Consider the following 16402-nt stretch of genomic DNA (forward strand, 5'->3'; position numbering starts at 1 on the left):
TTTGTTGGAATGCCCACGAGTATTGATGATTAGACATCGATTCAATAGAGAGAAAACCAAATGCAATATGGCGCAATGCAATTGCTGTCAATGTGGTTGAAAGAGAGAAAGATTCAAAATCAATCTGAGCATACGCTTGAGGCGTATTTCCGTGATGTGTCTGGTTTTATTGACTTTTGTTATGAAAAGAAAATTGAATTAAATCAAGTTGAAGCATCTGATTTACGAGAATATATGGCTTATAAGGTTGAACAACATCAACTCAACAGTGCAAGTTTACAACGTCATTTAACAGCCATTCGTCAATTCATGAAATGGGCTGTGGAAGGGAAATATCTATCGAATAATCCCATTCATGATTTTAAGTTAAAAAGACAGCCAAGGCCTTTGCCGGGTATGGTTGATGTCGAAACGATTCAGCAAATCTTGGATCAACCGGCACCTGAATCCTCTCAAGATCATCTCTTGTGGTTAAGAGATAAAGCTATTTTGGAGTTGCTTTATTCAAGTGGTTTACGATTAGCTGAAGTACAAGGATTGAATATTCGAGATATCGATTTTACACGACAATTACTTCGAATTACGGGTAAGGGAAATAAAACTCGGGTTGTTCCTTTTGGTTTGAAAGCGAAAACGAGTTTAATCGAATGGCTTAAAGTCCATCGTATCTGGTGTGGGGAAATTGAGTTAGATTCCCCAGTTTTTATTACTAAAAAAGGGGATCGATTGACGAATCGACAGATTGAAAATCGAGTCAAATTGCAAGCACAGAGAGCGGGCGTAAATGTTGATTTACATCCTCACTTATTGCGACACTGTTTTGCTAGTCATCTGCTTTCAAACAGTGGTGATTTACGAGCAGTTCAAGAAATGCTAGGTCATAGTAATCTATCTACGACACAAATTTATACTCAGTTAGATTTTGATCGTTTGACTCAAGTCTATGATAAAGCTCATCCTAGAGCCCAAAAATCTTAATCCTCAGTATTAAGTATATTGAATATACTTAATACTGTACTGAATGATAAAGTTATCTGTTTAAAGTGCTGGTGTGTGTATAGGTATCATACGTGCGGGATTCACTTTTTGGAATGCGACTGCGATTTCAAATAAAGTCGGCTCATCAAATTCACGAGCAATAAACTCGATGTTAACATTCATAGGATAACTACTGCGACTTGAGTTCACTGATTTAGCAGGCATAGATAATGCAGGAAAACCACTAAACGGACTTAGGCGATTATTTGTACCTGTGGTCGGGCTACTTCCTAAATTGCCAGCAAACCCAGTAATAGAAGGGTAGGCTAAAGCGTCGTATTGTAAGCCTTTACGAGTACCATCTAGTTCAACATTATTTAAAGCGCTATTCATGCGTAAGCGCACGAAAGGACTTCTTTCAGTGGTGTTGCGCTCATAATTCTCAATATATGATGCACTTGTTGGATCAGAATTATAGCCGCTGAAGTTACGGATCATTAGTTCACTAGCGAGTAAATCTTCATACGATTGGTAAATACTTCTTGTGGTCTTTAGATATTCTGTAAGTGATATTTTAAATTCAGCACTTGAAAGACTCGAATAACGTGTCAAAATTGTATTTAGATCGCTTATTGTAACTATTTCTACAGTCGCTCCTGCCTCTTCAAGTTTAGTAATTGCGTTATCCATTGCTTCTTTAACGAGATTGTAGTCTTCTTTCTGTTGAGTGGTTGAACCTTCGGAAGGGTAAAGTGCTTGTACTATACCAATACGCTTTCCTACAAGACTTACAGTGTCATGAGGAACGTAGCTATTCGGTTGATTAATCAATTCGCGGTAAGCAGACTCTGATTTTAGAAGAGGAGAAGTACGTGCAAATTCACTACGTTGATTTGAACTTAATGAGCTATCAAATCCGATCATTGCATCCATTAATTTTGCACAGTCAATAGCTTGTCTACACATTGGTCCAGCAGTATCTTGAGTTGGTGCCAGTGGAATAATTCCATCTTGGCTCAAAAGACGTAAAGATGGTCGTAAACCGACAAGACCCTGTACTGATGAAGGCACACGAATTGACCCTCCCGTATCAGTTCCTATTCCCACCATTGCAAAACTTGCAGATATGGCAGCGCCAGTTCCTGATGATGAACCACCTGGGCCTTTACTTAAGTCATACACATTTTTAGTTTGATCACCTAGAGTTGATTTTCCACCAAAGCCGAAAGCGAACTCATCAAGATTGGCTTTTCCTAAAATGATTCCGCCATTTTCTTTGATATTTTTTATGATATAGGCATCATCATGTGGAAAATTATCTTTTAATGCTACAGAACCTGCTGTGTTCGCCATATCTACAGCATCAATATTGTCTTTAGCGAGTACAGTGACACAGTGAAGAGGTCCTGAAAGTTTCGAATTTTTTGCAAATTGTTGGTCGAGCACTTCTGCTTCTTTAAGTGCATTTGGGTTTAAAGAAATAATGCTATTGAGCTCTGGACCTTGTCGATCGTAAGCTGATATACGATTTAAATATCCTTGCACAACATCAACACAAGATGAACCTTTGCTTAAAATCGAGTTATGCAAATCACTAATGGTTGCTTCTACAGGATTAAACGGGACAGGAGGCGGCGTGTTAGAATTATTTGTGCTACTTTCATTGTCACCACAGGCTGTTAAGAAAGTTGCTATCGTGACAACAAGCAAAGTTTTTTTAAATGTGATCATGTGCATTCCCCAGATTAAGTTCAAACTGGTTAAGCAATGAATGTGCCACTCTAAAAATGAATGAAATTTACAGTTTTATGCTCCAGAAAATAGCTAATAACCATTGATATAAATAAAATGCGTTAATTTAATGCGAATAAAATTATTTGAAAAATAATGTATTGTTGGGATTGAGCTTTTGAAAGCTGCGCGTTTAAAAATAATTTTCCCTTAAACTTGAGCTTAAATTTTTCGAATTGATTTTTTTTAATACGATTTTTAAGGTATAACTTTAATAGATGGATTTAAGTTGTATACAAATTAAAAAATATTTTGCAGGAATGATTAGGTCAAGCCATGATTGACAATATTGATCAAAAGTATCAGCAACTCTCTTCAGCACAAAAAGACATTTTTGCAGGTTATGGTTTACGTCAGGTGAAACATTTTGTGGAAATCAATTTACCGATGATTGAGGCCGCTCTACCTAACAATGCCTATGTGCAGGGTATTAATACTGAAGGAAAAATCCAAGCGATTGATCCAATAGCATCTAAGACTTATTTGTGGATTTCTGATCAGCAATGGCAAGAAAGACCTATTGCAGATCAAGGAGTTGATTTGAAAGAAGACTTTATTGAAGTTTGGAAAACTTTTGAACTAGAACAATATCCTATTATTGAATTGAGTCACGTCCATCGTGATTACTTGGCGGCGCTCAATCAAGTTTGAAAAAAATCATTTAAAAAACAGGGCTAATAATTTTAGCTCTGTTACTTTATAGAAAATTAAATTTACCCGTTACCAACAACTCAATACATAAAGATAAAATTATTGATTAAATAACGTTCAATTTTGTTTCATATATTTATTCTGCTCATTCGATTCAGTCAAATTCTTTACACTTGTCTAGTAATTTTGAATTTTTTGGAGAGGGGTAAATGATTAAATTTCATGAAAATAATATCCATGCCGCCATTTTTGATATGGATGGCACAATGTTTGATACGGAGCGACTTCGTTTTCAAACGTTGAAGCAAGCATCATTAGAACTCATTGGTGTCGAATTTACAGACGCCTATTTATTATCTTGTTTGGGTTTAAGTGCTCGTAGTGCCGAAAAACTGGCAAATCAGCAATATGGTCAAGAAGTACCGTATGCGGAAATTAGAAAGCGAGCAGATCAGCTAGAACTTGAGCATGTAAGAAAATACGGAGTGCCGATTAAATTTGGACTCATGCAAGTTCTTGAACGTTTAAGAAAGTCCAATCTGAAAATGGCAGTAGCAACTTCGAGTCGACGTGAAATAGCTGAAGAGTATTTAATCAATGCCAATGTATATAAGTTTTTCGACATTATCGTATGCGGCGATGAGGTTGCTAATGGAAAACCACACCCAGAAATTTTCTTAAAAGCTGCTGAGCAACTGAACATTGATCCAACTTTATGTTTAATGTTTGAAGACTCAGAAAATGGAGTGATGTCGGCGTTTGAAGCGGGTGGATTAACGGTATTACTTCAAGATATCAAAGAACCTAATTCAACCATGCTCGAAAAAGCGAATTTCTTTTACGAAAGCATGCATGATTTTCTGGAAGATTTGAATCAATTTACACCAAAATTAAAAATGCCTGCTCTGTTTGACTCTTTTCCTCAGACTTTAAATCAGCATGTCGTGGGGATACATGGTTTTGGGGCAATAGGTGGTGGCTATATTGCCCAAGTATTGTCTCATTGGGATGGATATACTCGACCAAAACAAATCTATGCTTCAACGCGGAATTCGCTCTATAGAAATAGTGTAAATACATTTGGTGGTTACAGTATCCGTTATGGGCAACACTCTCATGACGAGCGAATAGACAATATAACTGTCATAGATGCATCAAATATTGAAATGATGCAGCACATGTATATTGAATCAAGTTTAATTGCACTGTGTTTACCTGAAAAGGCAATCGAGCAAGAGGCTAAAACCATTGCTCAAGGGTTGTATGCACGTTATATCCATTTTGAAGAACAGTTGAATCCTCTAACAGTTTTAATTGTTTTGAACAAAGTAGGCGCAAAATCATTAATTGAACAACAGATTTGTAGTGCTTTGCATGAAATTACGGATGCGAAGACGGTCAATATCATCATGTCGCAGCACTATTTTTGCGATACAGTAGTCAATCGAATGGTAGCGAAAATTACAGATCAAAAATTATTTAGACAGTTAAAAATCAAATACAACATTTTTAGACATGTGCAGGATGAGCATGATTTAGACGTGACGGATGTGGATGAAGGGACGCGTTTAAATGCTGAACAAGAACAATTGGCTACTCAGTATATTGACGATCTATACGAAAAATTCAAATCGGCGCATATTCTACAGAATCTAGAATTAATCTTATTTCATGCCGAAACAGATATGCCACTTTATGTGGAAAATAATAGTCCTTTATTGGCAAAAATGCGCCAAATGATTCTGGTTGAAGAGATTGAAGAGATACAGTTAATCAAAAATCGCATGTGGAATGGTGTACATGCAATGACAGCATGGGCTGCAAGTTTTCGACAATATGAAACGATCGGGATTGCACTGTCTGATGAGCAAATTTCTAAATTTATGTTGGCAGTACTCCATGAGGTTAAAGTTGGATTAAAGGATCTACTACCACATCGAAAAGAAAATTTAGAACTATTGGCAAAGAGTTTTATCGACTCTTGTGAGACGGCTTATAAAGACCCATGTGATCGAGTGGCGCGAGACCCATATCGTAAGTTAGGTTTTGGTGAGCGGGTACTATCTTCATTGGCATACAATTTTCAACGTGGTAAGCCTTATCAGGAAATTTTCAAAGGGCTTGTATTGGGTTATGCATACGTTATATTGAAGCAAAATCAACGACTTGAAGGTGTGATTCGGTATTTTGCGCAGCAACTTAGTCAAACTGAATTGGAGCTTGAGGATCAATTGTATTTGCAGGAAGAGCTGAAACGAAGACTCAAAATTTGTGATCCTAAATTAAGTGAATCAGTGGATCAGCATGTACTTTTAGAAAAAATTTTGAATGAAAAAATCGAGGTTGAAAAAACTTAAAGCATTGAACATTTAACTTTTTAACTTGATCAAAATGGATAATCGGTCCGATCTGAAAAGTCAGTCGGATCGATTGCTTAATGGTATTAAATTGATTGCAGGGGCAGTTGATAGCTTTGTTTAATGATTTGACTGGGTAAATCCGTTTTCACACTGGTAATCCCATTTTTTTTGGTTAAGTGTTCTGACTGAAATTTACGATAGTTCTCCAAATCAGGTACGACAACTTTTAACATCGCATCACATTCGCCCAAAATAATATAGCATTCCATGACTTGAGGGAGTTCTTTCATCGCTTCAATAAAAGTATCGATGGTTTCAGCGTCTTGTCCCACCAACCAAATACGCGAAAATAGAATAAGTTGTAATCCGATTTTTTGAGGATCCACAATGGTTGTGTATTGCTGGATGACTCCAGCATCTTCGAGAATTTTTACGCGTCTTAAACAAGAGGATGGTGATAAGCCAATCTCTTTGGCTAAATCATTATTTTGAATTCGACCGTTGGTTTGAAGTTCATGAATGATACTTTTATCGATACGATCTAATTTAACTGAAATTGATTTAGATATTATTTTCATATGTTAGAATTAAATTCTAAAAATTAAAGAATAAATAGAATATTTGAAATCCTATTTTATGTAAATTCGAAGATACTTTTTTTTCATTTTCATTAATGATGGAAGAAAGAAAATGTCTACCTATTGGTTATTTGCTTTGACAGTTATCCCTCTTATTTTTACGCCTGGTCCGGATATGTTATTTATTCTGTCACAGGTAATGGATAAAAATGCGAAAGCAGGCGTTATGGCGACTTTAGGGGTGTGTTTGGGTTATTTCGTCCATTCTTTTTTTGTCGTTGTGGGTATTGCGGCTATCATTATTTCTTTCCCTATTATTTTTGAAACGATCAAATGGTTAGGAATCTGTTATTTGCTTTATTTGGCTTTTAATTTGATTCGATCTGCGCTTAATCACAAAAATATTGAAATTAAACAAAGTCAGGTCAATAGTCCGATTAGACGCGGTTTTATAACATCCTTACTTAATCCTAAAGGTATGCTCATTTATTTTGCGATTTTGCCTCAATTTATTAACCAGCATACCTCTTCGATTATGGGACAGGGGATTGTCTTATCCCTAATCTTCATTGGATTATGCTTAATTATTTATTCATCATTGAGTTTTGTATTTGCATTTTTGACACAGAAAACAGGGATAAATGAAAAACGTCAAAAATGGATTGATGGTGGTTCGGGAGTGATGCTTTCATTGGCAGCAACATGGCTCATTGTGAATTAAGATTAAAAAAGCGCAAACCAATGTCTGCGCTTTCTATTCAAATAGAATTAATTTTGGTTAAATTATACTCAAAAAGAATAGCTGTTATTGTAATTTTTGCTGTCTGTTATGACATTTTTTACCTCAAATTTGGTGACTCACGCCAACGCATTTCAACGTAAAATAAGAGTCTACTGCATCAATTCAACTGATGTAGTTAATAAATTAAAAAAATATTAAAAATCAAAGTTTAATTTTTTACAAAAAATATTGAAAAGCTGACAAATTTATTAACAAAATAATTTTGTGAACGCTCCGTTCAACGAAAATTACGCTTTTTTACAGCAGTTTTGTGAATTGTGACTTGACCGAAATGCCAAACACATTGCAAGATAGGACACCTAAAAATTTTAAATGAAGAGTTATTATAACTTTTCTGAATATTTACTTCTGTTAAAACAGCCGAGGATTACATGAAGGCTCTTGTTGCTGTAAAACGTGTGGTTGATGCCAACGTTAAAGTTCGCGTAAAGCCGGACAATAGTGGGGTTGACCTTACTAACGTTAAAATGTCAATTAACCCATTCTGTGAAATCGCAGTGGAAGAAGCGGTTCGCTTAAAAGAAAAAGGAACTGTTTCAGAAATCGTTGTTGTTTCTATTGGTCCTAAAGAAGCGCAAGAACAAATCCGTTCTGCAATGGCGCTTGGTGCAGACCGCGGTATCCTAGTTGAAGCTGATGACAGCCAACTTGGTGCTTTAGAAGTTGCGAAGATTCTTAAAGGCGTTGTAGACGCTGAACAGCCACAACTTATCCTTCTTGGTAAACAAGCAATTGATGACGACTCTAACCAAGTTGGTCAGATGCTTGGTGCATTACTTGGTGCTGGTCAAGGTACATTTGCTTCAGAAGTTAAAGTTGAAGGCGATAAAGTACAAGTGACTCGTGAAATCGACGGTGGTTTACAAACTGTTGAACTAGCACTTCCAGCGATCATTACGACTGACTTACGTTTGAATGAGCCACGTTATGCTGCTCTACCAAACATCATGAAAGCACGTAAGAAACCGCTTGATACTAAATCTCCTGCAGATTTTGGTGTTAATCCTGCAACTAAGCTTAAGACTGTTAAAGTTGAAGCGCCTGCTGAACGTAAAGCTGGTGTTCAAGTGAAGTCAGTTGATGAGCTTGTTGAAAAACTAAAAAATGAAGCGAAAGTGATCTAATACAGAAGGATAAAAATCATGAGTATTTTAGTAATCGCTGAGCACGACAACAAAGCACTTAACGGTGCAACTTTAAACGTTGTAGCTGCGGCTCAAAAAATCGGTGGTGATATCACTGTATTAGTTGCTGGTTCAGGCGCTCAAGCAGTTGCTGATGAAGCTGCTAAAGTTGCTGGTGTAAGCAAAGTTCTTTTAGCTGACGATGCTGCATATGCAAACCAATTGGCTGAAAATGTAGCGAAGCTTGTTGCTTCAATTGGTACAGGTTATTCACACATTCTTGCGGCGTCTACAACGACGGGCAAAAACGTACTTCCACGTGCTGCAGCACTTCTTGATGTAAGTATGATTACTGACATTATTGCAGTTGATGGTCCTAAAACTTTCAAGCGTCCAATCTATGCTGGTAACGCGATTGCAACTGTAGAGTCTGGTGAATCAGTTGTTGTTGGTACAGTTCGTGGTACAGCGTTTGATGCAGTTGCTGCTGAAGGTGGATCTGCTGCGGTTGAAGCTGCAACTTCTACTGGTGATGCGGGTATTTCTAAGTTCGTATCTGAAGAAATCGTAAAATCAGAACGTCCAGAATTAACAGCAGCTCGCATTGTTGTATCTGGTGGACGTGGTGTAGGTTCTGGTGAGAACTACCATAAAGTACTTGATCCATTAGCTGATAAGCTTGGTGCAGCTCAAGGTGCATCTCGTGCAGCAGTAGATGCTGGTTTCGTTCCAAACGATATGCAAGTTGGTCAAACGGGTAAAATCGTTGCGCCAGACCTTTATATTGCTGTAGGTATCTCTGGTGCGATTCAGCACTTGGCAGGTATGAAAGATTCTAAGGTGATCGTTGCGATCAACAAAGATGAAGAAGCTCCAATTAATGCAGTAGCTGACTACTGGTTAGTAGGTGACTTAAATACAGTGGTTCCAGAATTAGTTTCTAAAATCTAATTCAGCATTGCTGTACGAATGCTCTGATCGAGTAATGTTTCATTTCATTTTACTTGGTCAGGGCATTTTTATATTTGATTATCAAAAAAATCTCATAAAACAAAATTATAGATTATTCTCATCAAGGGATCAGAATTTACCGTTTTATATGTTTTTTGTAATTGTGATATGATTCGCCATCATTTTTTAAGCTCATTCATACTTTCAATGTATTGATGAGGGAGTCTGTGTTTTGCTGGTCGACACCCGAATAACATTACCGCTTGTTCTAATCGCGGTCTCATGTTTAATTTTTCCATTATTTAATCAAGTCCATTTCAATGTGTTTGGTATGGAAGACGTGCGTCTGATTGAAAATTTACAGGCTCTTTTATTGTTGTCCTTTGCAGTTATTAGCTATTTTTACATAAAGCCTTTGCAGCTTAGAGAAGGTAAGAAAGAGTTTTGGCTTTGGGCTGTTTGCTGGTGGGTTTTATTGTTTGGTCGTAGTACCAGTTGGGGGCGAGATTATTTCCCTGATGTCCCAAAAATCTATTTTCGAGGTATCTCAATTGTATTGATTGGGTCTGTGGTTTTTCCGCTATTGAACCAAAAATTACGCACAGAGATTGTGAACAAGTTTAAGACTGCTATTATCCCAGTTTGGGCCTTGGTTTTGGCTGTAACTGGGCTCGTTGTTTCTGATGCGATTGAGCATCATCGCTTTATAGGGATGCTCCTGCTCACAGAAAATAGTAATGAAAGCTTACTTGAAGAGCTGTATGAGTTTCCGTTGATTTTAAGCTTATTTGCGATTTCTTTTAGTTTAATGAAAACGGACAAGCTTGAACTTCGTCATTGAATAATATTCATGTATTTATAAAGATCCTTACGAGGATCTTTTTTTGCGTATAAGTAGCAAAAAAAGTGATTTTAATCATTCACTTTAGAGAAATAATGTTTAAGAATTTTGTGTTGAAAATTTAGTCATTTTTATGAATAAAATTAAACAGATCATCCATAAAATTTAGGGACAAAAATACGGATTTGTGCTATAATTTTCGGCTGAGTTTTAGAATTTAGCTCCATAGATTTTGGGCTAATTTTTTGCAAGATTGATTATATAAATCGAGCAGTTTCTTCAAGCTGTTTGTAATAAGGAGTATGCATGAGCGTATCGGAAATTCGACCGATTGCCATTGAGGATGAACTGAAGAGCTCATATCTCGACTATGCTATGAGTGTCATTGTCTCTCGTGCACTACCAGACGTTAGAGATGGTTTAAAGCCAGTCCATCGCCGTGTTCTTTATGCGATGCATGAGCTTGGAAATGATTATAACAAAGCTTACAAAAAATCAGCGCGTGTCGTTGGTGATGTAATCGGTAAATACCACCCTCATGGTGACTCTGCTGTATACGAAACAATCGTTCGTATGGCACAAGATTTCAGTTTACGTTATCAGTTGGTTGATGGTCAGGGTAACTTCGGCTCTGTTGATGGTGACAGTGCAGCAGCGATGCGTTATACCGAAGTGCGTATGCGTAAATTAACACATGAACTGTTAGCTGATTTAGAAAAAGATACAGTAGAGTGGGAAGATAACTACGACGGTTCAGAGCGTATCCCACAAGTTATGCCAACTCGTGTGCCAAATTTACTCATTAATGGTGTCACGGGTATTGCTGTAGGTATGGCAACCAATATGGCGCCGCATAATATGACTGAAGTGGTCAATGCGTGCTTAGCCTATGCCAATAATCCGAATATCAGTATTGAAGGATTGATGGAACATATTTCGGGTCCAGACTTTCCTACAGGCGGTATCATTTACGGTAAATCGGGTATTGTTGATGCTTACCGTACTGGTAAAGGTCGTTTATTTATTCGTGGTAAGTATCATTTAGAAGAAGACCAAAAAACAGGTCGTACGACGATTGTATTCACTGAAATTCCATATCAAGTGAACAAAGCAAAAACGATTGAACGTATTGCTGAACTTGTGAAAGAGAAGAAGCTCGAAGGTATTTCAGAGTTACGCGACGAATCTGATAAAGAAGGGATGCGTATTGCAATTGACTTAAAGCGTGGCGAAAACGCTGAAGTAATTGTTAATAATTTATTCCAAAATACTCAGCTTCAAAATTCATTCAGTATTAATATGGTTTGCTTGGATAATGGCCAGCCAAAGCTGATGAATTTAAAAGACATCATTGCTGCTTTCATTCGCCATCGTCAAGAGGTTGTAACACGTCGTACGATGTTCGAATTACGTAAAGCGCGTGAACGTGGTCATATCTTGGAAGGTTTAACGGTTGCTTTAGCAAATATTGATGCCATCATCGAAACCATTAAAACCTCTGCGAATCCGCAAGAAGCACGTGAACGTTTGCAAGCAGGAGAATGGTCTGCAGGTGGTGTAGTTGCTTTATTAGAAAAAGCAGGTTCAGTTTCTGTTCGCCCAGATGAAATTGAAGGCGAAGATCCTAATAAACCGTTTGGATTATCTGGCAATATTTATCGTCTCTCACCAACTCAAGTGGGTGCAATTTTAGAATTACGTTTGCATCGTTTAACTGGTTTAGAACAAGATAAGCTGCATGCAGAATATTCTGAAATTTTGGCACAAATTGCAGAGTTGACAGCAATTCTTAATGATTTTGAATTGTTGATGAATGTGATTCGTGAAGAACTTGCACTTATTCTTCAGCAATACGGTGATGAGCGTCGTACTGCGATTGTAGAATCTCGTGTAGATTTCTCTCGTGAGGATTTAATTCCAGAAGAACAAGTTGTTTTAACCGTTTCTCAATCAGGCTATGCGAAAACACAGCCACTTTCTGATTATGCTGCGCAACGTCGTGGTGGGCGTGGTAAATCAGCAACGTCTATGAAAGAAGATGATTACATTCAACATTTGATTGTGACATCTAACCATGCAACAGTTTTATGCTTTACCAATGTCGGCAAAGTCTATCGCTTAAAAGTTTTTGAAGTGCCTCAAGCTTCTCGTGGTGCAAAAGGTCGCCCTATGGTGAACTTATTGCCATTAGATGAAAATGAGACAATTACTGCTATTCTGCCAGTGATTGATGCACCGAAGAAATTTAAAGAACGTCTAGCCGATTTCCGTCAGTTTGTTAAATCTCATCAAGCTCAATTACAGCAAAACGAAATCATTGCTGCACACTATGATGCATTAGAAAAATCATTTGCTGATCTAGCAGATGGTGACGATCTATCGGACGAATTGCGTACACATCTGAAAGAGTTAGGAGTTGAATTATCAACTACAGATCTTGATGATGAAGTAGTAGTTGAATTTGCTGAGCTTGCAGAAAACTTACGTAAAAACTTCTATGTCTTTATGGCAACTGAATACGGTACGATCAAGCGAGTTGAACTTGAGCAGTTCTCTAATGTACGTTCAAATGGTTTACGTGCAATCGAGTTAGCTGGAGATGACCGTTTAATTGGTGTTGCGATTACTGACGGTGAACAACAAATTATGTTGTTCTCGAATGAAGGTAAAGCGATTCGATTTGCAGAAACTGATGTACGTGCAATGGGTCGTTCTGCGAAAGGTGTACGTGGTATGCGTGTCACCATTGGATTGGCTCAAGCGGAAGAAATTGAAGACAATGATGTAGATTCAGAAGATGAAGATACGGATTCTAATTTCTTAAGCCGTATTGTTTCATTAGTTGTTGTCCCGGCAACAGGTGAAGTGCTATGTGCTTCAGCTAATGGTTACGGTAAGCGTACGCCAGTGGATGACTTCCCGACCAAGAAACGTGGTGGTAAAGGCGTCATTGCGATCAAGACATCTGATCGTAATGGTGAGCTGGTTGGTGCCGTAGCGATCGATGTCAGTAAAGAAGTCATGCTGATTTCTGATGGTGGTACGCTAGTACGTACTCGTGCATCTGAAATTGCTCAGACGGGTCGTAATGCACAAGGTGTACGTTTAATCCGCTTAGGTGAAAACGAGACATTGGTTGGTGTTGAAGCGATTGAAGCTGTTGAGGAAGATGATTTTATAGAATCAGTTGAAGGTGAAGAGGCTTCAATTGAATCTAATGAATCAGTAGATACTCAAGAAATTGATACGACTGATAGCGATGAAAAATCTACAGATGAATAATTTGTAGGAATTAAAAAAGGACGCTGAAGCGTCCTTTTTTAATTAACAATAGTCTAAAAAAGAATTTTAATTAAAAATGAAACTCAAATTTAATTATAGCTTGCTGATTGTAATAGCACTGTTTATAACAGCATGTAGTGAACCCTTTCATTTCAGCTGAATGAAGGAGAGAGGGGAATCTGAGGAATATTGTTCATAAACAAAACATTCAGCTGTAAATACTGATGCGCTTTATGATGCAGTTCGAGATAAAAATAATGAAATGGTTGTTGAAATTTTAGATCAAGATATAAAAGATGGATTTTTATTACACAGTCATTTTAAAAGAGTCAGCTATGAATGGTATGGTGAGATGTTTTAATTGTTCGCTTGAAATGAAAGACAATACAACGAAATAGTCATAATAAATTTTGTCAGATTGAGAGCTGTTGTAGTGAGCGATTTAAACTTACTAACTACGGTGTCTCTCAAAATATAGTAAACATAAATCTCTGATAAATGTAGAGCTTATTGAAAAAATAGCTTTAGTGTGAAAACAAGATTGAAATTATTTAAGTTGAATATACTGCAAGCTATGGTTATCTGTGGTTAAATGCCATCATTTTATTGTGTTTCACTCTGAAAGGAAAAATCATGCGCGCGTACAACTTCTGTGCTGGTCCTGCTGCATTACCTACTGCTGTATTAGAAAAAGCTCAAGCTGAGATGCTTGATTGGCAGGGTAAGGGCCTATCAATCATGGAAATGAGTCATCGTAGTGCAGACTACGTCGCTGTTGCTGAAAAAGCAGAAGCAGACTTACGCAAGTTGATGAATATTCCTGAGAACTACAAAGTGCTTTTCTTACAGGGTGGTGCTTCTCTACAATTCTCTGCGATTCCATTGAATCTATTAGGGAAAAATAACAAAGCAGATTATATCCATACTGGCATTTGGTCTGAAAAAGCTTTAAAAGAAGCAAAACGTTATGGCGAAATTAACGTGATCGAAGCTGGTATTAAAGATGCAGATGGTAATCTTGCAATTTCTGATGAAAGTACATGGAATTTATCTGCTGATGCTGCCTATGTTCATTATGCCGATAACGAAACGATTGGTGGTATTCAATTTAAAAATATCCCAACTACGGATAAACCACTGGTTGCAGATTTATCTTCTAGTATTTTGTCGGCACCAATTGATGTTTCAAAATTCGGTCTTATTTACGCGGGTGCGCAAAAAAATATCGGTCCTGCTGGTTTAACTTTGGTAATCATTCGTGATGATTTATTAGACCAAGCAAAAGAAGAAATTCCGAGCATTTTGAAGTATTCAGCGCAAGCGAAGAATGATTCTATGGTGAATACACCGTCTACTTATGCTTGGTATTTATCAGGCTTAGTATTTGAATGGTTGCTTGAACAGGGTGGTGTAGAGGCAATTCATCAAGTGAACCAGCAAAAAGCTGAATTGTTGTATGGTTATATTGATTCAAGTGACTTCTATGCAAATCCAATTGCGAAAGAATATCGTTCAATTATGAATGTACCATTCACATTGGCGAAGCCTGAACTTGAAAAGCAATTCCTGAAAGAAGCAGAGGAAAATAATTTATTAAATCTTGCAGGACATCGTTCAGTAGGTGGTATGCGTGCGAGTATTTACAATGCAGTGCCACTTGAGGGTGTACAAGCTCTTGTGAAATTTATGGATGATTTTGCGAAGCGTAACGCTTAAAATCAGTCTGTAAAAAAAGCCTGTCATATGACAGGCTTTTTTTATGCACTAAAACGCAGATGAAAGTAATCAATGCTACTTTATTAAAATGCTGGAATAAGATTGGTAAAGTGGAAAATAAAAGCAGCGAGGAAAACACCTAAGAAAAAGAAACAGTAAGCACCCTTGTCTACACGAATACGAGGGCGTGCTTGTTCCATTAAGCCTGTTGATTGTTCCGGTATAATTTTCATCTAGGAGCCTAAATATTACTTTATAGTTAAATCCTATTTATTTTATTTATTTTTAGCATAAATATTCGCCTGAATCCATATATTTCCACGAATATATTGACCAATTTCGAAATTTTTATAATTCTCATCCTTAGTCGCGATACGAATAAGTGTAGCAGGTTGGTTATCTTCCAAAATAAGTGTTACATCATAAAGTTGATAAAATTGATCGTTGAACTGCATTTGGGTCTTGCCAACCACTTTTCCTTGGAACCAGGCCTCATCTTCCTGACCCATGGTTTCACCGTACAAGTAAGCCACCATTTTCGAAAAATCGACCGTTACAGGTTCTTTATCGGCATCTGATTTAGGTTCCCAAGCATCGATCAGCTGCTGTAAATTATCTGGCGCTACACCATTGTGTTCACTCAAAATTTCATTTAAAGCACGATGGTGTTTAATTGAAGCTGGATCATCCACAACAATTTGTTCTTGATCAGCAACTTTTTCTAGCTCATAAGCCCACGCATTTAATTGGACTTTATAAGATTGATTTTTTTGGTATTGAATTTGGTTAACACTGTATAAGCTATCAAAAGCATAAACCACACTATTATCACTAACTTTTAATTGTAACACTGCTTGCGTGTTGGACTTACATGTAATGATGCGTTCAATCGTCGCGTTCAACGTATAAGGACTATCAAAAGTAGGGAAGGCTGTTTTGACTGCTTTAGGTTTATTGTCTTCTACAGCAATAACTTGAACCAATTGGATAGGTTGTTGTTTAGGTCCTTGAATTAGCCAAACATTCGGATCCATATCTTGTTCTTCAGCACAAATCCCCATCGGCATGACAGGTGCATTTAGTGCTTCACTCAACCACTTTGGAACCTGAACAGTCGGATCATCAGTTAACAGCGCCCAATGTTCTACATGGCTACCAAAGCTTTGATCTTCTATCGTAATAATTTCAGGTTTGTTTTGATTGTTCATATGCTCATTCTAAGATTGAGTGAATTACTTTATGTAATATCGAGGATAATTGATATTTTTCAAGTCTTGAATTGTTTTTTCTTTATGCAATCCAAAAGTTTAACGTGGCATAAATGAAAA

At 37.2% G+C, this 16402-nt stretch carries 13 protein-coding genes; 9 read left to right on the top strand and 4 right to left on the bottom strand.

Annotated elements, in window-relative coordinates:
- Positions 1-60: 60 nt before the first annotated feature.
- Complete coding sequence (locus tag AC1M9F_RS00485; RefSeq protein WP_481596772.1) at positions 61-978, top strand: tyrosine recombinase XerC; 918 nt, start codon at positions 61-63, stop codon at positions 976-978.
- Positions 979-1038: 60 nt separating this feature from the next.
- On the opposite strand, the gene AC1M9F_RS00490 is transcribed toward AC1M9F_RS00485, so the two are convergent.
- The gene (locus AC1M9F_RS00490) at positions 1039-2709 is read right to left on the bottom strand and encodes an amidase (protein WP_481596773.1); all 1671 of its coding nucleotides are present in this window, start codon (positions 2707-2709) and stop codon (positions 1039-1041) included.
- Between the two features lie 336 nt (positions 2710-3045).
- Between AC1M9F_RS00490 and AC1M9F_RS00495 the strand changes: the two genes are divergently transcribed.
- The gene (locus AC1M9F_RS00495; RefSeq protein ID WP_481596774.1) at positions 3046-3420 is read left to right on the top strand and encodes a hypothetical protein; all 375 of its coding nucleotides are present in this window, start codon (positions 3046-3048) and stop codon (positions 3418-3420) included.
- 209 nt (positions 3421-3629) lie between these two features.
- Positions 3630-5777, top strand: a complete 2148-nt coding sequence (mtlD, locus tag AC1M9F_RS00500) for a bifunctional mannitol-1-phosphate dehydrogenase/phosphatase (protein ID WP_481596775.1) — start codon at positions 3630-3632, stop codon at positions 5775-5777.
- An 86-nt stretch (positions 5778-5863) separates the two neighbouring features.
- On the opposite strand, the gene AC1M9F_RS00505 is transcribed toward mtlD, so the two are convergent.
- Positions 5864-6358 (bottom strand): Lrp/AsnC family transcriptional regulator, encoded by a 495-nt coding sequence (locus AC1M9F_RS00505; protein ID WP_092765973.1) that lies wholly within the window; start codon positions 6356-6358, stop codon positions 5864-5866.
- 112 nt (positions 6359-6470) lie between these two features.
- Here AC1M9F_RS00505 and AC1M9F_RS00510 point away from each other — a divergent pair, with 112 nt between their 5' ends.
- The 6 genes from AC1M9F_RS00510 to serC all read left to right on the top strand — a co-directional run bounded on the left by AC1M9F_RS00510 (position 6471) and on the right by serC (position 15074).
- Complete coding sequence (locus AC1M9F_RS00510) at positions 6471-7079, top strand: LysE family translocator (protein ID WP_481596776.1); 609 nt, start codon at positions 6471-6473, stop codon at positions 7077-7079.
- A gap of 452 nt (positions 7080-7531) precedes the next feature.
- Positions 7532-8284: an electron transfer flavoprotein subunit beta/FixA family protein gene (locus AC1M9F_RS00515; RefSeq protein WP_035266425.1), complete on the top strand. Its 753-nt coding sequence runs from the start codon at positions 7532-7534 to the stop codon at positions 8282-8284.
- 18 nt (positions 8285-8302) lie between these two features.
- Positions 8303-9235, top strand: coding sequence for an FAD-binding protein (locus AC1M9F_RS00520; RefSeq protein ID WP_092765976.1), 933 nt, complete (start codon positions 8303-8305; stop codon positions 9233-9235).
- A gap of 232 nt (positions 9236-9467) precedes the next feature.
- Entirely contained in the window at positions 9468-10076 is a 609-nt protein-coding gene (locus tag AC1M9F_RS00525; protein WP_481591283.1) for a hypothetical protein, read from the top strand.
- A gap of 306 nt (positions 10077-10382) precedes the next feature.
- A complete protein-coding gene (gyrA, locus tag AC1M9F_RS00530; protein WP_092765977.1) occupies positions 10383-13358 on the top strand; it encodes a DNA gyrase subunit A in 2976 nt (991 codons plus the stop codon).
- Between the two features lie 633 nt (positions 13359-13991).
- The gene (gene serC / locus AC1M9F_RS00535; protein ID WP_035266433.1) at positions 13992-15074 is read left to right on the top strand and encodes a 3-phosphoserine/phosphohydroxythreonine transaminase; all 1083 of its coding nucleotides are present in this window, start codon (positions 13992-13994) and stop codon (positions 15072-15074) included.
- 83 nt (positions 15075-15157) lie between these two features.
- On the opposite strand, the gene AC1M9F_RS00540 is transcribed toward serC, so the two are convergent.
- Both AC1M9F_RS00540 and AC1M9F_RS00545 read right to left on the bottom strand, forming a co-directional pair.
- Positions 15158-15307, bottom strand: a complete 150-nt coding sequence (locus AC1M9F_RS00540; protein WP_171076764.1) for a hypothetical protein — start codon at positions 15305-15307, stop codon at positions 15158-15160.
- Between the two features lie 42 nt (positions 15308-15349).
- Complete coding sequence (locus AC1M9F_RS00545; protein ID WP_481596777.1) at positions 15350-16282, bottom strand: hypothetical protein; 933 nt, start codon at positions 16280-16282, stop codon at positions 15350-15352.
- Positions 16283-16402 lie beyond the last annotated feature (120 nt).

It is taken from the genome of Acinetobacter sp. ANC_7504, from assembly GCF_056779995.1.